The organism is Nonomuraea sp. NPDC049486 (assembly GCF_040676925.1).
GTDB lineage: Bacteria > Actinomycetota > Actinomycetes > Streptosporangiales > Streptosporangiaceae > Nonomuraea > Nonomuraea ferruginea.
The window spans coordinates 657,749-679,186 of record NZ_JBFAPV010000001.1 but is presented as its reverse complement, the minus strand read 5'-3'; the positions used below and the strand labels follow the sequence as shown (position 1 = coordinate 679,186).

The following is a 21,438-nucleotide window of genomic DNA, read 5'->3' as shown; positions in this document are numbered from 1 at the left end:
ACGCGCCGGGTCCGTCAGAAAGCGTCCGGCGGGAGGTGCGGGGCCTTCCTGGCGGAGCCGCGGTAGCGGGCGGGGTCGTAGCGGCGCTCGCCCGCGTCCAGCTTGGCGTGGGCCGCCGCCACCAGGTCGACGCCCAGGACGTCGGCGAGCCGTACCAGGTAGGCGGTGACGTCGCCCAGCTCCGCCGTGATGCGGGACAGGGTCTCGGGGCCGGGGTCGCGCGACTCGTCAGGGGTGAGCCACTGGAGCTCGGCCACCAGCTCACCCACCTCGCCCGCCAGCGCCATCGCCAGGTTCTTCGGCGTGTGGAACTGCTCCCAGTCGCGGGCCCGCGCGAACGCCCGCAGCCGCTCCGCCAGCCCGTCCAAGTCCGTCGTCATGGTTGACGACCTTACGAGTCCTCGCCTGGTGCGAAACTTTCGAGGAAGGTGCGCTGAATATTTCAGCTCGGGATAATGATCCTGGAGCGGCGTGGGAGGCCTGATGGGTGCGGTGATCGACGGGCGGGCGGCGGAGGCCGGCGACGTGGCGCTCGCCATGTCCGCGAGATACGGGCACTTCACGGCGATGCAGGTGCGGGGCGGGAAGGTGCGCGGGCTGGCGGCGCACCTGGACCGGCTGAGCGGCGCCACCCGTGAGCTGTTCGGCCAGGAGCTCGACCTGGACCTGGTGCGGGCGTCCGTCCGGGCGCTGGGGGCGGTGGACGCGAGCGTGCGGGTGTTCGTGTGCGACGCCGGCGGGGTGCGGGTGATCGCGGTGTCCGGCCCGCCGGTGCGGCTCGCGGCGACCCCGAAGAGGCTCAGGTCGGTCCGCTACCAGCGGTTCCTGCCGCACATCAAGCACACCGGCGGCTTCCCGCAGGGCTACCTGGGCAGGCTCGCCGAGCGGGAGGGGTACGACGAGGCGCTGCTGACGTCCGACGACGGGGTGATCTCGGAAGGGGCGGTCACCAACCTGGGGTGTTTCGACGGCGACCGGGTGATCTGGCCGGACGCGCCGATGCTGCGCGGCGTCACCATGCGACTGCTGGAGGGCGAGCTGGCGCGGGCCGGCGTGCCATGCGAGCGGCGGGTGCTGCGGGTGGCCGACCTGACGGAGTTCCCCGCCGTGTTCCTGGCGAACTCGTGGGGGGTGGTGGCCGTGGACCGGGTGGACGGCCACCGGATCGAGGTGGACGAGGCGCTGATGGCGCGGGTGACCGGCTGTTACGAGAGCGCGGGCTGGGACTCCTTCTGAGCGGCCTCCTCCTGCACCGGTGGCTTCTCACCGGGTTCGAGGCGGTTGAGCAGGGCCGCGAGCGTTGCCCCGTACACGATGTGGCCGGCGGCCATCACGGCCGGGCGGCCCGGGAGGTCGCGGTCGATGGGCGGCAGGACGCTCAGCCGCGGCGCCCAGCCCTCGTAGCTGACCACCCAGATCAGCAGCGCGTAGCCGACGCCGAGCGGCACCCTGCGGCGCGGGCGGCGCGACAGCAGGGCGAAGGCCATGCCGGAGGCGACGCCGAAACCGAGGTGGGCCACCGCGCCCAGCACGCCCTCGCCGGTCTTGTGGCGGGCCTTGCTGCCGGGGAGCAGGCCGCGGACGATGTGCTTGGGCGGCTGGCCGGGCATGAGGCCCGCCTTCTGGCCCGCCAGCATGACCGTGCTCATCGTCATGGTGGCCGCGGCGCCGCTGATGGCACCGTTCGCGAGTCTGCGCATCATGGCCCTGCGGCTGCCCGCGCCGCCAGGGCCGAAACCCGGGTCAGGCGGGCAGCGGGGTGGTGCTCTCGCGCACGATCAGCTCGGTCGCCAGCTCGACGCGGCGGGCCTCGGGCGTCTCGCCGCGCCGCATGGCCAGCACGGTGCGGGTGGCGAGCGCGGCCATCTCCTGCAGCGGCTGGCGCACCGTGGTCAGCGGCGGCCAGGCCGACTTGGCCAGCGGGATGTCGTCGAAGCCGACCACGCTGAGATCCTCGGGCACCCGCAGGCCGCGCTGGCGGGCCGCCTCCAGGACGCCGAACGCCTGCATGTCACTGCCCGCGAAGATCGCCGTCGGCGGGTCGTCGAGGGAGAGCAGCGCGTGGCCGTGGTCGTGGCCGGAGTCGACCATGAACGTGCCGCGGCGGATCAGCTCGGGCGAGGCGGGCACCCCGGCCGTCTCCAGCGCGGCGCGGTAGCCGTCGATGCGGGCCTGGCTGCACAGCATGTCGGCGGGCCCGCTGATCATGCCGATGCGGCGGTGGCCGAGCTCCAGCAGGTGGCGGGTGGCGGCCAGGCCGCCGTTCCAGTTGGTCGCGCCGACGGAGACGACGCCGGGGGCGGGCTCGCCCTCCGGGTCGACCACGACGAACGGCAGCGAGCGGGCACTCAGCTGGTCCTGCACGCCGGACGACAGTTTCGACGCGACGATCACCACGCCGTCGGTCCGGCGGCCGGCGAGCCGTTCGAGCCAGTCGCGGCCCGGCCCCGCGTGGGTGTGCAGGACGGTGATGACGACGCTGGCCCCGGCCTCGTGGGCGGCGCTCTCCGCGCCGCGCACGATCTCCATCGCCCAAGGCGACTCCATCTCGGTGAAGACGAGGTCGACCAGCCCGGCCGGGGTCTCGTCCTGGCTGATGCGCCGCTGGTAGCCGTGCTTGTGCAGCAGCCGTTCGACGCGATGGCGGGTCGCCGGGGCGACCTCGGGCCGGCCGTTGATCACCTTGGACACCGTGGGGATCGACACCCCGGCTTCCTCGGCTATCAGAGCGATCGTCACCCGCCTCTTCCCAGACATGATCCGGAGTTTAGCCGAAACTTTCGGAATCCGGATAACCGGTCGTGATCCGATCGCGACCGACGCGGCTATTGACGCTTTGTCAGCCATATACCTATGCTCCGGTCAATGAAAATATCGGGGGGTTCACGAAACTTTCGCCAGCCGAGGAGGGAACCCCTATGAAGAGAACCTGTGCGTTGATAGCGGCAGCCGTCCTGGTGGCCGGGTGCGGCGGCGGGCAGACCGCCACCACTGAACCCGAGGAAGGCGGTGCGCCCGGCAAGGTCACCCTGGAGTGGTGGCACCTGTCGACGTCCGACCCGCTGAAGACGATCTACGAGACCCGGGCCAAGGAATACCAGGCCGCCAACCCGAACATCACCGTCAAGATGACGGTTCTGGAGAACGAGGCGTACAAGGCCAAGCTGACCACGCTGACCCAGTCGGGCAAGGCGCCCGACGTCTTCGCGACCTGGGGCGGCGGTGTGCTGAAGCAGCAGGTCGACGCCGGGCTCATCAAGGACATCAGCGCCGACGTCGATCTGACGAACTTCACTACGGCCTCCATGGCCGCGTACCAGTTCGACGGCAAGACGTACGCGCTGCCCACGGACATCGGCATGGTCGGCTTCTGGTACAACAAGAAGCACTTCGAGAAGGCGGGCATCGCCGAGCCGCCGACGACCTGGACCGGCTTCCTCGACGCCGTCAAGAAACTGAAGGCCGCCGGCATCACCCCCATCGCGCTGGCCGGCAAGGAGAAGTGGCCCGGCCACTACTACTGGGCCTACCTCGCGATGCGCATCGCCGGGCTGCCGGCGCTGCAGCAGGCCGGCACCGACCACGACTTCACCAAGCCTGAGTTCGTCCAGGCCGGACAGCAGCTCAAGGCGCTGGTCGACCTGGAGCCGTTCCAGCGCGGCTTCCTCGGGGCCGGCTACTCGACCCCCGACGGCCAGTCCGCCAGCGTCGCCAACGGCAAGGCCACGATGGAGCTGATGGGCCAGTGGGCGCCGACCGTGCAGGCCGACTCCGGCGAGGGCCTCGGCGAGGACCTCGGCTTCTTCCCGTTCCCCGAGGTCGAGGGCGGTAAGGGCGCCATCACCGAGGCGTTCGGCGGAGGCGGCGGCATGGCCTTGGGCGCCGACGCGCCCAAGGAGGCCCTCGACTTCCTGAAGTTCCTCACCAGCACCGAGAACCACACCAAGGCCGTCGAGTCCGGCGCCGTCCTCCCCGTCCTCAAGGGCGTGGAGAGCGCGGTCAAGGACGAGAACCTCAAGGTCGTCGCCGAGTCGCTGGCGAGCGCCACCGGCTTCCAGCTCTACCTGGACCAGGCGTACCCGCCCGCCGTCGGCGCCGAGGTCAACGACAGCGTGGCCGAGCTGTTCGCGGGCGCCAAGACCCCGGAGCAGGTGGCGCAGGACATCACCGAAGTGGCCAAGAGCGAGAGCGAATGACGACCGTGACCCGCCGGCCGGAAGCGGAGACGCTTCCGGCCGGTCCGCGCCGCCGCCGCAGGCGGGGAAGACCCCGCAACCGGCTGACGATCGCCCTGTTCGTGCTGCCGGCGCTGGCCCTCTTCCTGCTGCTCGTGGTGGCCCCGATCCTGGTCGCCGTCTACGCCAGCGCGTTCAGGTGGAACGGCTTCGGCGGCCTGCCCACCGACTTCATCGGCTTCGGCAACTTCACCAGGCTCTTCGAGAGCGACATCTTCTACACCGACCTGGGGAACCTGCTGCTGCTGATCGTGGCGACCCTGGTGATCCAGCTCCCGTTCGCGCTGGGCATCGCGATGCTGCTGCACCAGCGCATCAGGGGGCGGGCGCTCTACAGGCTGGTGTTCTTCGCGCCGTACGTGCTGTCCGAGGTCATCACCGGCGTGCTGTTCTCGCTGATCCTGTCGCCGGAGAACGGCATCGCCAACCAGCTGCTCGGCCCGCTGGGGCTGGAGTCGGAGTGGCTGTCGCACCCGGACAGCGCGCTCTGGTCGATCTTCGTGGTCATGACCTGGAAGTACTTCGGCTTCCACATGATGATCTACCTCGCCGGGCGGCAGAACATCCCGAACGAGCTGATCGAGGCCGCCAAGATCGACGGAGCGGCGGGCTGGAAGATCTTCCGGTACGTCACGCTGCCCCTGCTCGGCCCCACGATCAGGATCAGCGTGTTCCTCTCCGTCATCTACACCATCCAGCTCTTCGACCTGGTGTGGATCCTCACCGAGGGCGGGCCCGCGCACGCGTCGGAGACGCTCGCCGTCACCATGTTCACGCTCGGCTTCGAGCGCGCCCAGGTGGGCTACGCCAGCGCCATCAGCGTGGTGATGTTCGGGCTCAGCCTCGTCTTCGCCCTGGCGTACCAGCGCCTGGTCATGCGGCGTGACCTGGAGGGCGCGACCACCGCCATGGGAGGGAAACGATGAAGCGCACGACCCTGCCCCTGCACGCGATCGCCTGGGTCGTCGGCGCGTTCATCCTCATCCCCGTGGTGTACGCGCTGCTCGGCGGTTTCAAGAGCACCCAGCAGCTCTCGGTGAACCCGTTCGGCCTGCCGAGCCCGTGGGAGCCGGGCAACTACACCGAGGTGCTGGCCGAAGGGTCGTTCTGGCGCCAGGTCTGGAACAGCACGTTCATCGCCGTCGCGACCACCGTGCTGGTCGTCGCGCTGTCGGCGCTGGCCGCGTTCGTCTTCGCCCGCTTCGCCTTCCGGGGCAGGGAGGCGCTGTTCACGCTGTTCACGGCGGGCCTGATGTTCCCGTTCGCGGTCGCGATCCTGCCCATCTTCGTGATGCTCCGCACGCTGAACCTGATCGACAACCCGCTGGGCGTGATCCTCGTGCAGGCCGCGTTCGGGCTGCCGTTGACGATCATCATCCTGCGCCAGTTCTTCAGGAGCATCCCGGGAGAGATCGAGGAGGCGGCCACGATCGACGGCTGCTCGCCGTTCGGCTTCTTCTGGCGGATCCTGCTGCCGATGGCCCGCCCGGCGCTGGCCACCGTGTCGGTGCTGGCGATCGTGGGGAGCTGGAACAACTTCATGCTCCCGCTGGTCGTCTTCAGCGACGAGCTGAGCTGGACGCTCCCGCTCGGCGTGCAGCAGTTCCAGGGCCAGTACAGCTCCGACACCGCGCGGGTCCTCGCCTACCTCGTGCTGGCCATGGTGCCGGCGCTGGGGTTCTACGCCATAGCGGAACGCCACCTGATCGGTGGTCTCACAGCGGGAGCGACGAAAGGGTGACCATGCTGCACGTCTCCGGAGCTCGGCTCCGCACGGCCGACGACCGGCCCGTACGCCTGCGCGGGGTCGGGCTGGGCGGCTGGATGAACATGGAGAACTTCATCACCGGCTACCCGGCCAACGAGGCGTCGATGCGCGCGGCGGTGCGTCAGGTGCTGGGCGAGGAGCGGGCCGCGCTCTTCTTCGAGCGGCTGCTCACCTCCTTCTTCACCGAGCGGGACGCGGCGCTGCTGGCCGGGCTCGGCATGAACTGCGTCCGCATCCCGATCAGCTACCGGCACTTCGAGGCGGACGACCGGCCCTTCGAGATCATCGAGTACGGGTTCCACCACCTGGACCGGGTGATCGACCTGCTCGGCGCGCACGGCATCTACAGCGTGATCGACTTGCACGCGCTGCCCGGCTCGCAGAACCAGCACTGGCACTCCGACAACCCGACGCACGTGGCCGCCTTCTGGCAGCACCGGCACTTCCAGGACCGGGCCGTGCACCTGTGGGAGGCCATCGCCGACCACTACCGCGACAACCCGTGGGTGGCCGGCTACAACCCGGTCAACGAGCCGGGCGACCCGACCGGCAAGGTCATCGGCCCGTTCTACGACCGGCTGGTCAAGGCGGTGCGCGCGGCCGATCCCCGGCACGTGCTGTTCCTGGACGGCAACACCTACTCGACCGACTTCTCGATCTTCAGGGAGGTGTACGAGAACACGGTGTTCGTCTGTCACGACTACGCCCTGGCCGGGTTCGCCCACGGCGGCGGCTATCCCGGCTACACCCAGGGCCGCTGGTGTGACAAGGACGAGCTGGAGCGCACGTTCGAGCAGCGGTCGCGGTTCCAGCGGGAGACCGGCACCCCGCTGTGGGTGGGCGAGTTCGGGCCCGTCTACACCGGGGATCCGGAGCGGGACGGGGAGCGCTACCAGATCCTCCGCGACCAGCTGGAGATCTACGACCGCCACGAGGCCGGCTGGTCCCTGTGGACCTACAAGGACGTCGGCCTGCAGGGCCTGGTGTGCGCGGGCGGGCCGTACCTGGAGAGGTTCGGCCCGTTCATCGACAAGAAGCGGCGGCTCGGCGCGGATCGATGGGGCTCCACGATGGAGGAGGGCGCCGAGGCGCTCGCCCCGCTGCACGCGCTGGTGGAGACCGAGTTCCCCGCCTGGGACCCGTACCCGTGGGGCGCCCGCTACCAGACCGACGACCTGGTGAGGCACATCCTCATCGCCCAGGCGCTGCTGCCCGAGTACGCCGAGTTGTTCAGGGGCCTCGACGACACCGAGCTCATCGCGCTGGCCGACTCGTTCGCGCTGGAGAACTGCCGCCGCCGGGAACCCCTGCTGGACCTGCTGGGCGCCGCCCTGGACGGGGCCGCGTCACCGTGACGCGAGCTGGAAGGTGTCTCTGTTGTCGCGCGGGTCCGGGTCCAGGAAGGTGGAGCCGACGGACACGGTCGCGGTCGGCCGGTCATCCCGCGGGATCCGGACGGGGACGCTCACCCGTACCGACTCACCCGGGCGGATCAGCGCGAGCGTGCACGTCACCCGCCGCCACTCGCCCTCGCAGCCCGGCGCGTCCCCCGCCCGCGAGCCGGGCGGGAGCGTGAACGTGACCGGCACCTGGGCCGCCGCCATCAGCCCTCTCATGGTCACGGTGGCGGTGACCTCGCGGGCGGTGCCCGAGCCCTCGACCGACAGCGCGTCGTACACGCCCGCCGGGTCCGCCCGGCGCACCACCGCGCCGAAGCTGTCCCGGCCGAGCGGGTTGGCCACCGCGTAGCCGTGGCCGGCCTCGTCGTTCGCCCCGGACGTCAGCACCCCGATCAGCAGGCCGTCGTCCCTGGTCAGCCAGGGGCCGCCGCTGTTGCCCCCGTACAGGTGACAGTTGTCGGTGCGCAGCCGCCCGCCGGTCTCGCCGCGCACCGCGTGTCCGGCCCACGGCCGGGTGCGGGCCAGGCACCAGAGCTGGCGGGTGCCGTCGTACGGGGCGTCGCTCGGGTAGCCGAGGCTGGCGACGGTGTGGCGGCCGCCCTCGTTGCGCAGCGGCGTGAACCCGCCCACCGTCCCCTGCAGCGTCGCGCCGCCCCGCCTGCCGACCTCGACCAGCGCCAGGTCGTAGATGGAGTCCCAGTCGTAGGGCGACACGCCGGTGAAGGACCGCGGCTTGTAGACGCGCCGCGCTCCCCACACGCCGTACGGGGCGCGCTCGCGCAGGCTCGCGGCCTTGCCGTCGTACGCGGGCACGAACGCGATGTGCTCCGACCAGGTGGCGCGCCCGCCCCGTCCGGCCACCCCGTACACGCAGTGCGAGGCCGTCGCCACCAGCAGCTTGCGCGCGGAGCGCACCACCGCGCCGCTGCACGACCTGCGGTCACCGGCCGCGTCCAGGAAAAACAGCCGGCCGGTGGCCCTGCTCTCCAGCGTCCGCCGGTAGGGCTTGCGCACGCGGGCGTAACCGTTGACGTCGGAGCCGGGCGTCAGCCGCTCGTTACGCGGCACGCTCACCCTCGACCCCGCCGACCGCGGGATGACGACGTTCTCCGGCAGGTCGACGGCGTCGGCCCTGGACTGCTTCCTGGCCGTCCAGTAGTCGATCGCCCGCTGCGGATCCATGACCGGTGAGACCTCCGCTCCCGGCACGGGCGGCGGCGCGGCGGCGGCCTCCACGGGCGGCGCGACCAGCGCGGTGCTCACCGTCACCAGCGCGACCAGGGTGCTTCGGCGTGACATCGGTCCCCCTCTAGAACGAATCCCAGAAGCACACTAAGTCACGACGACGACACGATAGGTGAGCGACGCCACGAGGTCACGGACTGACGGCCATGGCGTAACCGGACGTGGCGGTGTGCCCGGCCCCGTTGGTGGCGGTGATGGTGACCCACGGCCGCGCCGGATCAGGATCCTCCGGCTCGAAGGCGGCCCACGCCGACTCCAGAGGGATGCCCCGGCCCGTGCCGGGGTCGTGCCACTCCTGGGGCGCCTCCACCGTCACCGGCCCCGAGCCCGCCCGGTGGTAGGCGAAGCGCAGCGTGCCGCCCCCGAGGTGGTAGCCCTCGACCAGGACGCCGACCACCCCGTCCCGCACGGCCGGGGTCGCTCGCGCCACGATCGGCTCCTGCCAGCCGGCCGCCAGCTCGTCCGCCAGCGACGGCGCCGACGGGTCGTCACGGCAGGTCAGGAACGGGTCCCAGCCGTACGCGATGATCTTGGTGCCGTGCGCGGCGGCCGCCGCGACCTGCTCGTCCACCCGGGCCTTGGTGGTACGGCCGCGCAGCGGGAACGGGTCGGCCCGGCCGCACTCGCCCGCCACCTGGGTGGGTTCGAACACCTCGACGTTCACCCACAGCCGCACGCCGGGCGTCACCCGCCGGGCCGCGGCCTCGATGTAGTCGCGGGCGGAGCCGTAGTAGGCCTGCCGGTTGGTGACCTTGCCCGTGACCGGCTCCAGCCGCGGGTCCACCGGCGCGTCCGCCTCGTCAGGCCCGTGCACCGGGACCTTGCCGACCCCGCGCCCGTCCTGGATCGCGATGACCATCGGCGCCCCCGCCCGGGTGGCCGCGATCTCGTCGAACCCCTTCTCCACCTGCTCCGGCGGGAAGCCGCGGCCCCGGCGCGCGTCCCAGAACGGGCTCACCATGATCGTCACCCCGGGCCACGCGCCGGCCACCACCTCGTGCTGCGCCGCGTACAGGGCGATGATCGGGTCGTCGCCGGCCCGGCCCCGCATGGCCAGCTCGAACGACTGGTAGAGGCCGCCGAGCGCGGGCGAGGCCCCGTACCGCTGCCGGTAGTCGGCGACCACCCGCGCGGTGAAGGCGTTGAGCGCCGGCAGGTGGGCCAGGTCGGGCAGCCACGGCTTGGCCCCGTCCTTGGGGGGCACCGGCAGGCCGGGGAAGACCTTCATGCCCTGCGCGGCGGCCTCGGTCATCATGTGCCCCACGCCGTCGCCGTCGGCGGCGACCAGCAGCAGGTCGTACGTGGACGCCTCGCACGAGTCGCCGAGCATCAGCCGGTAGTAGACGCGCCCGCCGTTCTCGATTCGCCGGTCCAGGCCGGGGCAGCGCAGCACCCCGGCCCCGAAGTGCTCGCTCGCCGTGTACGTGTAGACCTGCCGGATCGTTCTGCCGGTGTCGCGGGCAGCCTGGTAGCAGGTCCTGCCGTCCTCGACGCAGTCGTCGAATGCGCCGCCCACCCGCCCGTCCGGGCCGACGGACGCGGGCAGCAGCCGCGCGCCGAACGTGATCAGCGTGTCGGCGCCCACCCCGTGGATGGCCTCGACCATCCGCCGGGTCACGCACGCGTCGGAGCGCGGGATCATCCAGTAACCGGTGATCGGGTAGCGGGCCAGGACCCGGGTGTCGCGCGGCGGGCACTCCCCGGGACCCGCCCCGGCCACCCGGCCGACCAGGCTGTCGGGCACGAGGGCCAGCACCACCACCGTGACGGCGACCGCCATCCGCAGGATCCGCTGCAGCACACCTGCCCCTTCGCGCCGGGAACGGTTCACACGCTACTTCGCGCGGCCCGATCAAGTTGGGCCTCCTTGCCCTCGAATCCGGCGTCTACGCTTTGTGAACCCGAGCTGTCAGCGAGGTGAACTCCCCATGACCGCGCTCGATCGACGATCCTTCCTCTCCACCGGCGGCGCCCTGGCCACCGCCGTCGCCGTCCAGACCCTGGCCGCGCACGCCTCCTGGGCCGAGACGGGCCGCGAGGCCGCCACCGGCGGCGAGGGCTACGGCCCGCTCCGCCGCGCCCCCAGCGCGAACACCGGCGAGGAACTGCTCGCCCTGCCGTCCGGGTTCTCGTACGTGGTGCTCGGCAGGACCGGCACCCCGATGTCCGACGGCGTGCTCACGCCCATCGCGCACGACGGCATGGCCGCCTTCCCCGGCACCCGCCGGCACACCGTCCGCCTGATCCGCAACCACGAGGTGCGCACCGCCCCCGGCACGCCCGAGGGCCGCGTGCACGTGCCCGGCTCCGCCCGGTACGACGAACTGGGCGTCGGCGGCACCACCACGCTGGAGGTGGACCTGCGCAGCGGCGAGGTCCTGCGTCACTTCGTCAGCCTCAACGGCACGATCATCAACTGCGCCGGCGGCCGCATGCTCGGCGACCGGGGCTGGCTGACCTGCGAGGAGACCACCGCGGGGCCGGCGGGCGGATGGCAGCGCAAGCACGGCTACATCTTCGAGGTGCCGCTGCGCGGCCCCTCCCCCGGCAGACCGGCCGCGTCCATGCCGCTCACCGCGATGGGCCGCTTCTCGCACGAGGCGGTCGCCGTCGACCCGCGCACCGGGTACGTGTACGAGACCGAGGACGACTCGGGCAAGCCCGATGGGTTCTACCGGTTCCGCCCGCGCGACCCGGAGAACCTGGCCCGGGGCGGCGTGCTGGAGATGCTCAAGATCCGCGGCGTGGACGGCTACGACTGCCGCGAGGGCCAGCGGATGGGCGCCAGGCTGCCGGTCGAGTGGGTGCGCGTCGACGACCCCGACCCGGACCTGGAGGGCGGCGCCCCCACCTGCACGCAGCAGGGGCTGGCCAAGGGCGGGGCGAAGTTCAACCGGCTGGAGGGCTGCTGGTGGGGCGACGGCTCGGTGTTCTTCAACTCCACCAGCGGCGGCGACGCCAAGAACGGCGACGCGCCGGGCGCCGACGGCTACGTGGAGGGGTACGGCCAGGTCTGGCGGTACATCCCCGGCCGCGAGGGCGGGACCCTGGTCCTGGTGTACGAGTCGCCGGGGCGCAAGGAGCTGGACTCGCCGGACAACCTGACGTTCACCCCGCGCGGCGGCATCGTGCTGTGCGAGGACGACGCCTCCGACGCCGACGCCGACCCGCACCCGCTGGCCCCCGGCCTGGCCAACGTGAACCGGCTGATCGGGCTGGACCCGCGCCGCGGCCGGCCCTTCGAGTTCGCGGTCAACATCGCCGACGACAGCGAGTTCGCCGGGGCGTGCTTCAGCCCCGACGGTTCGGTGCTCTTCGTCAACCAGCTCGGCTCGACGGCCTCGCTCGATCCGCCAGGGCGCACGTACGCGATCAGGGGGCCGTGGCGGCGAGGGCCCCTATAGACCGCGTACGCGGGGTCGTCAACTGCGAGAGTGTCCCAAATCTGCCGCATGTGATGGGCTGACTGGGCCTTCTCAGAGGCTGCCCGCAGGCATACGTTCCGTTCAGCACGCTTCGGGGGCATGAGTTGCCGTGCGGATCTCCCTCTAGCCATCCCCTGAGATGGCCCAGCGCCCAGACGGGCGCACGACTCCACTGCCGTCACATGGAAAGTGCGACATGACAATTCGCCGAGGCGTCGTCCGTGCCCTCGCCCTGGTCACGGCACTCGCTCTCCCGCTCTCCCTCACGTCTCCGGCCCAGGCCGCCGGAGGGCTCGACGAGGTCTTCGCCAAGCTGCTGGTGAAGCAGGTGAAGGGCGCCAACGTCAGCAAGCACCTCAAGGCCTTCCAGGCCATCGCCGACGCCAACGGGGGCAACCGGGCGGCGGGCACCTCCGGTTACGACGCGTCCCGTGACTACGTCGCCGACAAGCTCCGCAAGGCCGGTTACAAGGTCACCCTGCAGCCGATCGACTTCGTGGCGGGCTGGGTCGAGAACAGCCCGCCCGTCCTGGCGGACTACACGCCCAACGAGGACTTCTTCACCTTCCAGCCGTCGCCGGCCGGCGACGTGACGGCCCCGGTGCAGGGCGTCGACCTGACCCTGCCGCCGGCCCCCACGCCGACCTCGACCAGCGGCTGCGAGATGGCGGACTTCGCGGGGTTCACCGCGGGCAACATCGCGCTCATCCAGCGCGGCACCTGCCCGTTCGCCACCAAGGTCCGTAACGCCGGGTTCGCCGGCGCGTCCGCGATCATCGTCTTCAACGAGGGCCAGCCGGGCCGGACCGAGGCCAACCCGCTGGACATCGGCGAGTGGCGGGCCGGGATCCCGATGATCTACGCCGACTTCGCCGTCGGCAACGCGCTGGCCACCACGGCCACGCCGGTGCGCCTGGCGGTCGACGCGACGCTCACGCTCGGCACCAACGACAACGTGATCGCCGAGAGCCGCTGGGGCGACTCGCGCGACGTGGTCATGGTCGGCGCCCACCTGGACAGCGTCCCCGAGGGCCCGGGCATCAACGACAACGCCTCCGGCAGCGCCGCCATCCTGGAGACCGCGCTGCAGATGCGGCACTTCCCGGTCAAGAACAAGGTCCGCTTCGCCTTCTGGGCCGCCGAGGAGATCGGCCTGCTGGGCTCCGACCAGTACGTGGAGAGCCTGACCCAGGCGCAGCGCGACCGGATCAGGGTCTACCTGAACTTCGACATGGTCGCCTCGCCCAACTACGGCCTGTTCCTCTACGACGGCGACGACTCCGACGCCACCGGCGCGCCCGCCGGCCCGCCCGGATCGGCGCAGATCGAGGCGCGGCTGGAGAAGTTCTTCAAGGACCGCAAGGTGCCGACCCGCGGCACCGACTTCGACGGCCGTTCCGACTACGGGCCGTTCATCGCGGTCGGCATCCCCTCCGGCGGCATCTTCACCGGCGCGGAAGGCATCAAGACGCCGGATGAGGCGGCCCTGTGGGGCGGCACGGCGGGCCAGGCCTACGACCCCTGCTACCACCTGGCCTGCGACACCCTCACGAACGTGAACGCGTTCGCGCTGGACGTGAACTCCGACGCGATCGCCGACTCCACCGCCCGGTACGCGTTCGACCTGCGCACCATCCCGGACCGCCCGGCCGGCGCCCGCGCCGCCCTCTCCTCCGCAACCGCCCAGAACTGACGCCCCGGAACGGCGGGGCCCTGCCCTCACAGGACCCCGCCGTTCCATGTCGCCGGTCAGGACTCTGTCCCGAGGCGGAATGTGCTCTTCCCTGACCACGGCGGGCCGGGCAGGCCGAAGGCTTGCTTACGGCGCCCAGCCCGAGGGGTTTCCCAAGAAGATTTCAGCTTTTGACCTTCGGTGCGAAGTTCCGCGCCCAGGATGCTCAGAGCACCCTGACCACCGTCACCGAGTCGGTGGGGAGCCCGCCGCCGGACGGGGTCATGTCCACCCCAGCCGGGCGCGGCCGGTGCCCCGGGACGCCGTCGAGGCCGAGCGTGATGTCGGCGACCGCCAGCCGGGGCCGCGTCGCGCTCTCGAACCGGAGCGTGAACTCCACCCCCTCCTCCGGCGGCGCGAAGAACTGCACCTCGAACGGCCACGCCCCGCCCTCCGGCTCGTACGCGGGAAGCGTCACCGGCGCCAGCCCCGGCACCTCGAACGAGCCACCGGTGACCGCGACGTCGGCATGCAGGTTCAGCTGGTAGGCCCCCCGCTGGGACCGCACCCGTACCCGCAGTGTGGTCTCGCCGCCGTCACGCCGCTCCTCCAGCACGGTCAGCTCGGGCGCGGGCAGCCCGGCGGCGGGCGCGGTCCCCACGCGGGCGGGCACCTGCCGGTACGGAAGCGGCAGGTCCCAGGAGCCGGGCACGTCCGGCGCCCGCTCGGCCGCCCACGGGTGCGGCGGCTCGGTCATGCTCACCCACGCGGCCTGCCGGGCGTCGGCGTCGAGCACGTACGCCAGATGCGCCAGCCGGGGCCGCTCCTCCCCGAACCGGTTGACCCCCAGCCCCACCCCGCCCAGCACCAGAGCAAGCACCCCCGCCACCACAGGCCCACCCCACACCCCGACCCACCGCCAGAAGCGCCCGCCCCCTCCCCCGCCCGTCCGCCGCCCGACGCGCACACCCAGACCACCTTCTCCGCCCGACCGGCGCCCGACGCGCACACCCGGACCACCTTCCGCGCCCGTCCTCGGCCCGACGCCGGTCGGCTGGACCGGCGCGCCGCCCCTCGCAGGGACGGCCGCCGGGGCTTCGCCGCGCGCAGGGACAGCCGCCGGGGTCCGGCCACCTCCCGGGGTGACGGCGGCGAGCAGGGGGAGCGCCGACAGGGCGGCGAAGGCGTAGAAGAGACCTGCGGGGGCGGCCATCACCAGCCCGATCGCGGTGCTGATGGACCGCGCTCCCACGCTGAACATCACGACCGCCGGCGCCACCCCGCACGCCAGCACGACCGTCCCCAGCACGGGCCGCCGCCGCAGCGCCAGCGCGCCCGCGAGCCCCGCGGCCCCGGCGAGCGCGGTGAGCGACCCGTAGTTCGACGCCCCGGGCATCAGCAACGCCGCCGCGACCCCGAGCACCGCCAGCCAGAACAGCACCCCGACGGTCAGGACCACCGCGTTCAGCCATCGCCGCAGCGCCACGTACGCCCCCCACACGACGGCCACCGCCATCATGACCAGGCCCAGTCGATACGGCTCCGGCCGGTACGGATCGCTGACCAGATCCCCGTACCCCGGCTCCAGAGCCACGAGCGCCGGCCACAACCCCATGCTCAGCCCGGTGACCACGACCAGCACCCCCAGCACGGCGACCACCCCCGCCACCAACCGCGGCACCGTCACAGGCGCACCACCCCCGAACCTGGAGCGGGGGACGTCCGGCTGGTGGGTGCCGCCGGACGCCGGCTCCGCCCTCCGGGGTCGTGCCGAGAGGCGGGTGTACGCGGCGAGGGCCAGGACGGCCAGGGCGGCCAGGACAGCCAGTGGGGTGGCGAGTCCCGCCGGGTAGCGGGAACACCACGCCGAAGGTCGTGAAGAACACCTCGTCCCGGGGCTGCCGGAGCTCACGCAGGTCGGCCGAGCCGAGCTCGCGGACCATGGCGAGCGCGTTGTCCCCCTGCATCTGCAGCGCCGCCCGGTCGAGGGCGGCAGGGGTGTCACGGGGATGGTGGTAGTAGGCGCGCCCGCCGGCGAGCCCCAGGTCGATCCCGATCCACCCGTTCTCCTCCAGCACGGTCAGGTCGGAGTGGAAGCCGGTCCCCCGGTAGGCGCCCACCATCGCGGACTCGCCCACCGGGTGCGGCATGGCCCGCGCGAACGCCCCCACCAGGGCGCCGCCGCCGGGGGTCACGTTGTAGACGGACGACGGGGCGGCGTTGCCCGGCCCCTCCAGGTTGACCACGACGCCGCCGTCCCGCGCCATGGGGTGACGGAGGAACGCCTCGCCCCCGATGAGCCCGGGCTCCTCGCCGTCGCTGAGCAGCAGCACCAGGTCGTTGCGGAGCGGAGGCCCGGCGCGCAGGGCGCGGGCGATCTCCAGGATGGCGGCCACGGACGCCTTGTCGTCGCTGGCGCCGGGCGTGGTGGGCGTGGAGTCGTAATGGGCCGCCAGCACGACGCGGCCGGTGGAGTCCGCGCCGGGGACGACGGCGATCACGTTCTCGGTGACCCCGGCCACCACGTCCCCGCCGAACGGGTGCGCGCCGGCCCCCGTCTGCACCTCGGGCCGTAACCCGAGCCGGGTCAGCTCGGCCACGAGATGGTCGCGGACGGCGTCGCCGGCGGCGGACCCGACGGGCGTGGGCTCGCCGGCGATGCGTTCGAGGACGGGCCAGGCCCGTTCGACGCTGAACGAGCCGGGCGGCGCGTCCCGCCCGGCCGGGACGGGCGGCAGTTCGGCCAGCCAGGCGGCGACCGCGAGCAGGGTGACGGCGACGAGGGCGACGGCGGCCGGCAGCCGCCGGGAGAGAGCATCCATAGATGCATAATGAACTGTGCACAATGGATTGTGCAAGCTGGCTTGTGCACAATTCACCCCCGAACCCCAGCTAGCAGCGGGCAAAGTTGCACAGAACTCACGCGACAGTTAGGTTGACGCCATGGCTGAGCACGGCACGCGCAAGCTCGACGACCTTGAGGCGCTGCGCGCGCTCGCCCATCCCCGCCGTCAGCGCATCCTCAACCACCTCAGCGCCCACGGCCCCGCCACCTCCGCCGAGCTGGCCCGCGAGCTCGACCTCAACACCGGCGCCACCAGCTACCACCTGCGCGAGCTGGCCAAGCACGGCTTCGTCGAGGAGCTGCCGGAGAAGGCGCACGGCCGCGAGCGCTGGTGGCGCTTCGTCCCCGCCGACCTGCGCTTCCCGCTCCGCAGCGAGCAGGACGAGGAGACCAGGGCGATCATCGACGAGATGAACGCCCGCGCGATCGCCGACGACATGCAGGCGTTCCGCCGCGCCCAGGCGGCGGTCGATCCCGGCGGCTGGGGCGACGCCTTCCCCTACTCCCGGGGCACGATCCGGGTGACGCTGGAGGAGCTGGCGGAGTTCTTCGAGGAATACATCGCGCTTCTCGGCAAGTACGACAAGACGGCCGAGGAGGCGGGCCCCGGGGCGCGGCGCGTCCACACCCGCTTCTTCGCCTATCCGGAGTCCGACGGGTGAGCCATCACGGGAAGAGGGTGCGATGCGGGTCGTCGTGACGGGAGCGCACGGCAAGGTCGGCCGCGCGGCCGTGCGGGCGCTGATGGGCGCGGGCCACGAGGTGACGGCGGTCGACGTCACCCGCCCGGTCTGGGAGCGGCCCGACCCGGCCGAGCCCGGCTACCGGCAGGCCGACCTGACCGACGCCGGCCAGGCGTTCGCGGTGGTGCGCGGGGCGGAGGCGGTGGTGCACGCCGCCGCGATCCCCGACCCCACCCACAACCCGCCGCACGTGGTGTTCCAGAACAACCTGATGGCCACGTTCAACATGATCGAGGCCGCGGTGGCGCTCGGCGTGACGCGGTTCGTCAACATCTCCAGCGAGACCGTGCCGGGCTTCTTCTTCGCCGATCGGCCGTTCCTGCCGTCGTACGCGCCGATCGACGAGGACCACCCGGTCGCGCCGCAGGATCCGTACGCGCTCTCGAAACACTTCGGCGAGCAGCTCATGGACGCCGCGGTGCGCCGCACCGGCATCCCGTGCGTGTCGCTGCGGCCGAGCTGGGTGCAGCACGAGGGCAACTACGCCCGCAACCTGGGGCCACAGCTCCGCGACCCCTACCAGCCGAGCGCGGGGCTGTGGAGCTACATCGACGTGTACGACCTGGCCGACGCGATCGTGCTGGCCGTCGAGTCCGGGCTGCCCGGTCACGAGGTGTTCTGCATCGCCTCGCCCGACAACGCGGCCAACCGGGGGCTGGCCGACCTGATCACCACGGTCTACGGCGAGGCGATCCCGATCAGGCCGCTGTCCAGGCCCGACGCGTCCGGCATCTCCTGCGAGAAGGCCGTCCGCCTGCTCGGCTGGCGGCCGTCGCGCTCCTGGCGCGACTACCTCGGCGAGGACGGGCGGCCGCTGCCGGAGAAGGCGCGCCCGTGACGCCTCGCCTCTGACCGCCGGACGCCGAAGGGCCGTCCGCCTCCGAAGGCGGACGGCCCCTGACCGGCGTCAGTTGCTGAGCGGACCGAACTCCTTACGGGTGTCGATCACCTCGCCGAACACCTCCCAGCGCTCACCCTTGAACTCCATGAGCTGCATCGACTCGATCGGGAAGGCGTCGTCGGCCGAGGTCTGCATGGTCACGCCGGGCAGCAGCATGTCGACCTGGACGTTGTTCAGGTTGCGCACCGACTCCATCAGGCCCTCGCGGGTCTTGCAGGGCGCGGCCTCCAACGCCTTGTGGAAGCTGCTCGCCACGGCCCAGCCGAAGGTGTGGTACGGGATGTTGGGGTCGGCGCCGGGCGCGTACTGCGCCATCTTCTCCTTGTAGAGCTTCATCTCCGCGTCGTCCGCCCACTGCGGGTCGTTCGGGTCCTTGTAGTACGAGGACGACACGACGCCCTGCACGTTCTCGAAGCCGACCGGCTTGAGCACCGTGACGGAGGCGGCGACGTTGTTGACGATGTGCAGCGGGTTCCACTTGGTGTTCTTGACGTCGGCGGCCAGCGCCTGCGAGCCGAACTTCGGGGTGGTGACGTTCAGGAACACGTCGGCGCCTGACTCGGCCAGGTTGCGCATCTGCGGCTCGATGCTGGGGTCGGTGACCTCGTAGCTCTGCTCCGCCACGACGGTGACGTCCGTGCCCTCGATGGCCCGCTTGAAGCCGCCGAACAGGTCCTCGCCGAAGTCGTCGTTCTGGTAGAGGACGGCGACCTTGGCGCCGGGCTTCTCCGTCTTGAGGTACTGGGCGTAGACGCGGGCCTCGGAGACGTAGTTCGGCTGCCAGCCGATGGTCCACGGGTGCTCGGTGTCGGTGCCCCACTGGGAGGCGCCGGTGGCGACGAAGACCTGTGGCACCTTGCGCTGGTTGGTGTAGTCCCAGGTGGCGGTCGTGGAGGGGGTGCCCAGCGTCTGGAAGAGGGCGAACACCTGCTCCTGCTCGACCAGCCTGCGCGCCTCCTCGACGGCCTTCGGCGGCTGGTAGCCGTCGTCGCGGACGACCAGCTCGACCTTGCGCCCGTCGACGCCGCCCTTCTCCGCGTTCACGTAGTCGAAGTACGCCTTGATGCCCTTGGGGATGTCACCGTAGGCGGACGCCGGCCCCGACAGCGGGTAGATGCCGCCGAGCTTGAGCGTGGTGTCCGTGATGCCGGTGGTCTGCTGCCCCTGGCACTGTCCCTGGGCGGCGCTGGTCGTCGCCTGCCCTTCTCCGGTCTCCCCTCGACCCCCGCAGGCCGCCGCGGCGATCACCAGGGTGGCCGTCACCGCCGTACGGCCGATCGCAGTAAAACGCATGTCGTGTTACCCCTTCCGGAGGGTCTTCTTGAGAGAGTTGGCCGCGCGCCCCGCCAGGCCGGCCAGGCCGGTCGGGGCCACGTACATCACCGCGATGATCAGCAGGCCGAAGATCACGCCGGGCGCGGCCTCGTTGATGTCCTGCGAGAGGCTGGGCACGAACATCACGAACAGCGCGCCGAGCACCGGGCCCGACAGCGACCCGAGACCGCCGACGACGATGCCCGCCAGCAGCGTGATCGACAGCGTGACGGGGAACGAGTCCGGCGAGACGAACCCGATCACCCACGTGTAGACGCAGCCCGCCACCCCGGCGAACATCGCGCTCCAGGCGAAGGCGAGCGTCTTGTAGTACGAGAGCCGCACCCCCATGACCTCGGCCGCGATCTCGTTGTCGCGCACGGCGTGCAGCGCCCGCCCCACCCGAGACCGGAGCAGCCCGGCGGCCAGCAGGAACGCCGCCACGGCGACGGCCAGGGCGAGGAAGTACAGCCACTGGTCCTCGGCCAGGCCGCTCCACGCGGGCGGCGCCGGCTTGGCCAGCGACAACCCCATGGACCCGCCGGTGACCTCCTCGAACCGCTTGAGCAGCGGCACCAGGAAGATCGCGATGGCCAGCGTGACGAGCGCCAGGTAGAGGCCGCGCAGCCGCATCGCGGGCACGCCCAGCACCAGCCCCAGCAGGAACGCCACGACGGCGGCCACGGGCAGCGTCGCCAGGTACGGCAGCTCCCAGTGGAACATCATGATCGCTGCCGCGTACGCCCCGGCGGCGAAGAACGCGCCGTGCCCGAGCGAGATCTGCCCGGCGTGCCCGACCAGCACGTTCAGCCCGAGCAGCGCCACCGCGTAGACCAGCACCATGGTGAGCTGGAAGACGTGGAACGGCACGAGCTGGAACGGCGCGTAGATCGCGGCGGCCAGCAGCACGCCGGCCACGATCCGCTGCCGGCGGACCCGTCGGCCCGGCGCCTGCGCCTGCCCCCGTGGAGGCGCGCCGGCCCTGCTGGTGACCTGTGTCGACTCGCTCATGCCCGCTCCACCACCGCTCGCCCGAACAGGCCCTGGGGCCGCAGCAGCAGCACGCCCAGGATGATGACCAGCGGCACGCCGACCTTGAGGTCGGGCCCGATGGCCCCGACGTAGGCGCCGGCCAGGGTCTCGGCCACGCCGACGATCAGCCCGCCGGCGACCGCCCCCGCCGGGCTGTCGAAGCCGCCGAGCGTGGCGGCGGCGAAGGCGTAGATCAGGACGCCGCCCATCATGTTCGGCTCCAGGAACAGCAGCGGCGCGACGAGCACGCCGGACACCGCGCCGACGGTGGCGGCCAGCCCCCAGCCGAGCGCCAGCGTCACGCCGACCCGGATGCCGACCAGCCGGGCGGAGACCGGGTTCGTCGCCACCGCGCGCATCCCGAGCCCGATCTTGGTGTGCTGGAACAGCAGGTAGAGCAGGCCCATGACGATCCCGACGACCGCGAAGACGCCGAGGGTCTGGAAGCCGACGGTCAGCCCGCCCACCTCGAAGGCGCCGCCGGGGAACGGGTTGGGGAAGTCCTTGATGAGGAACGACCAGATCCATCCGGCGGCGGCGTTGACGAAGATGAACAGCCCCACGGTGACGATCACCAGGGTCAGTTCCGGCGCCCCCTCGACCGGCCGGATGATCACCCGTTCGATGAGCATGCCGCCGGCGAACGACACGACCAGCGTGAGCACCAGCGCCAGCCAGAACGGCATGCCCGCCGCGGTGAACTGCCAGGCGATGTAGGTGGAGAACATGGCCAGCTCCCCCTGGGCGAAGTTGACGATCCCGGTGAACTGGTAGATCAGCACGAGCGCGAGGGCCAGGCTGGCGTAGATGGCGCCGGTACTCAGCCCCTGGATGACCTGTTGCAGGAATCCGGTCATG

At 71.8% G+C, this 21,438-nt stretch carries 18 protein-coding genes and 1 pseudogene; 9 read left to right on the top strand and 10 right to left on the bottom strand.

Annotation, left to right across the window (positions count from 1 at the left end; genetic code table 11):
* Nucleotides 1–14: 14 nt before the first annotated feature.
* On the bottom strand, nucleotides 15–380 hold the full coding sequence (locus AB0K05_RS03160; protein ID WP_148034004.1) for a nucleotide pyrophosphohydrolase: 366 nt from the start codon (nucleotides 378–380) through the stop codon (nucleotides 15–17).
* 103 nt (nucleotides 381–483) lie between these two features.
* On the opposite strand from AB0K05_RS03160, the gene AB0K05_RS03155 reads away from it, so the two are divergent.
* On the top strand, nucleotides 484–1,236 hold the full coding sequence (locus tag AB0K05_RS03155) for an aminotransferase class IV (protein ID WP_271280477.1): 753 nt from the start codon (nucleotides 484–486) through the stop codon (nucleotides 1,234–1,236).
* Here the strand turns inward: AB0K05_RS03155 and AB0K05_RS03150 are convergent.
* Complete coding sequence (locus AB0K05_RS03150) at nucleotides 1,206–1,703, bottom strand: DUF6789 family protein (RefSeq protein WP_219545618.1); 498 nt, start codon at nucleotides 1,701–1,703, stop codon at nucleotides 1,206–1,208. The genes AB0K05_RS03155 and AB0K05_RS03150 overlap by 31 nt on opposite strands.
* A 40-nt stretch (nucleotides 1,704–1,743) precedes the next feature.
* Nucleotides 1,744–2,757, bottom strand: a complete 1,014-nt coding sequence (locus tag AB0K05_RS03145) for a LacI family DNA-binding transcriptional regulator (RefSeq protein ID WP_148034006.1) — start codon at nucleotides 2,755–2,757, stop codon at nucleotides 1,744–1,746.
* A gap of 161 nt (nucleotides 2,758–2,918) precedes the next feature.
* Between AB0K05_RS03145 and AB0K05_RS03140 the strand changes: the two genes are divergently transcribed.
* Genes AB0K05_RS03140 through AB0K05_RS03125 form a run of 4 tightly spaced genes read left to right on the top strand, consistent with a single transcriptional unit; the run spans nucleotide 2,919 to nucleotide 7,358 of the window.
* The gene (locus AB0K05_RS03140; RefSeq protein ID WP_219545617.1) at nucleotides 2,919–4,196 is read left to right on the top strand and encodes an extracellular solute-binding protein; all 1,278 of its coding nucleotides are present in this window, start codon (nucleotides 2,919–2,921) and stop codon (nucleotides 4,194–4,196) included.
* Complete coding sequence (locus tag AB0K05_RS03135; RefSeq protein WP_364226177.1) at nucleotides 4,193–5,161, top strand: sugar ABC transporter permease; 969 nt, start codon at nucleotides 4,193–4,195, stop codon at nucleotides 5,159–5,161. Before AB0K05_RS03140 ends, AB0K05_RS03135 begins: the two co-directional genes overlap by 4 nt.
* Nucleotides 5,158–5,976: a carbohydrate ABC transporter permease gene (locus tag AB0K05_RS03130; RefSeq protein WP_148034009.1), complete on the top strand. Its 819-nt coding sequence runs from the start codon at nucleotides 5,158–5,160 to the stop codon at nucleotides 5,974–5,976. The genes AB0K05_RS03135 and AB0K05_RS03130 overlap by 4 nt, the downstream gene beginning before the upstream one ends.
* 2 nt (nucleotides 5,977–5,978) lie before the next feature.
* Nucleotides 5,979–7,358 (top strand): cellulase family glycosylhydrolase, encoded by a 1,380-nt coding sequence (locus AB0K05_RS03125; protein WP_364226726.1) that lies wholly within the window; start codon nucleotides 5,979–5,981, stop codon nucleotides 7,356–7,358.
* On the opposite strand, the gene AB0K05_RS03120 is transcribed toward AB0K05_RS03125, so the two are convergent.
* Together AB0K05_RS03120 and AB0K05_RS03115 are read right to left on the bottom strand one after the other, a co-directional pair.
* On the bottom strand, nucleotides 7,350–8,702 hold the full coding sequence (locus AB0K05_RS03120; protein ID WP_364226174.1) for a trypsin-like peptidase domain-containing protein: 1,353 nt from the start codon (nucleotides 8,700–8,702) through the stop codon (nucleotides 7,350–7,352). The genes AB0K05_RS03125 and AB0K05_RS03120 overlap by 9 nt on opposite strands.
* Before the next feature lie 76 nt (nucleotides 8,703–8,778).
* Nucleotides 8,779–10,449: a DUF4434 domain-containing protein gene (locus AB0K05_RS03115; protein ID WP_364226171.1), complete on the bottom strand. Its 1,671-nt coding sequence runs from the start codon at nucleotides 10,447–10,449 to the stop codon at nucleotides 8,779–8,781.
* 127 nt (nucleotides 10,450–10,576) lie between these two features.
* Between AB0K05_RS03115 and AB0K05_RS03110 the strand changes: the two genes are divergently transcribed.
* Nucleotides 10,577–12,052, top strand: a complete 1,476-nt coding sequence (locus AB0K05_RS03110) for an alkaline phosphatase PhoX (RefSeq protein ID WP_271278120.1) — start codon at nucleotides 10,577–10,579, stop codon at nucleotides 12,050–12,052.
* 217 nt (nucleotides 12,053–12,269) lie between these two features.
* Complete coding sequence (locus AB0K05_RS03105) at nucleotides 12,270–13,766, top strand: M28 family metallopeptidase (RefSeq protein ID WP_148034013.1); 1,497 nt, start codon at nucleotides 12,270–12,272, stop codon at nucleotides 13,764–13,766.
* 205 nt (nucleotides 13,767–13,971) lie between these two features.
* On the opposite strand, the gene AB0K05_RS03100 is transcribed toward AB0K05_RS03105, so the two are convergent.
* On the bottom strand, nucleotides 13,972–15,432 hold the full coding sequence (locus AB0K05_RS03100; RefSeq protein WP_364226166.1) for a hypothetical protein: 1,461 nt from the start codon (nucleotides 15,430–15,432) through the stop codon (nucleotides 13,972–13,974).
* Between the two features lie 313 nt (nucleotides 15,433–15,745).
* Nucleotides 15,746–16,567, bottom strand: a pseudogene (locus AB0K05_RS03095) (M28 family peptidase); the annotation flags it as partial.
* 121 nt (nucleotides 16,568–16,688) lie between these two features.
* On the opposite strand from AB0K05_RS03095, the gene AB0K05_RS03090 reads away from it, so the two are divergent.
* Nucleotides 16,689–17,252, top strand: a complete 564-nt coding sequence (locus tag AB0K05_RS03090; RefSeq protein WP_148034015.1) for a helix-turn-helix domain-containing protein — start codon at nucleotides 16,689–16,691, stop codon at nucleotides 17,250–17,252.
* 22 nt (nucleotides 17,253–17,274) lie between these two features.
* Nucleotides 17,275–18,171 carry an NAD(P)-dependent oxidoreductase gene (locus AB0K05_RS03085; RefSeq protein ID WP_148034016.1) on the top strand — a complete coding sequence of 299 codons (897 nt, stop codon included), beginning with the start codon at nucleotides 17,275–17,277 and terminating at the stop codon, nucleotides 18,169–18,171.
* A gap of 69 nt (nucleotides 18,172–18,240) precedes the next feature.
* Here AB0K05_RS03085 and AB0K05_RS03080 read toward each other — a convergent pair whose 3' ends face one another.
* The 3 genes from AB0K05_RS03080 to AB0K05_RS03070 are packed head-to-tail and all read right to left on the bottom strand — an operon-like array spanning nucleotide 18,241 to nucleotide 21,437.
* A complete protein-coding gene (locus AB0K05_RS03080; protein ID WP_364226162.1) occupies nucleotides 18,241–19,527 on the bottom strand; it encodes an ABC transporter substrate-binding protein in 1,287 nt (428 codons plus the stop codon).
* Between the two features lie 6 nt (nucleotides 19,528–19,533).
* The gene (locus tag AB0K05_RS03075; RefSeq protein ID WP_364226160.1) at nucleotides 19,534–20,559 is read right to left on the bottom strand and encodes a branched-chain amino acid ABC transporter permease; all 1,026 of its coding nucleotides are present in this window, start codon (nucleotides 20,557–20,559) and stop codon (nucleotides 19,534–19,536) included.
* Nucleotides 20,556–21,437, bottom strand: a complete 882-nt coding sequence (locus tag AB0K05_RS03070; protein WP_219545606.1) for a branched-chain amino acid ABC transporter permease — start codon at nucleotides 21,435–21,437, stop codon at nucleotides 20,556–20,558. The genes AB0K05_RS03075 and AB0K05_RS03070 overlap by 4 nt, the downstream gene beginning before the upstream one ends.
* Nucleotide 21,438 lies beyond the last annotated feature (1 nt).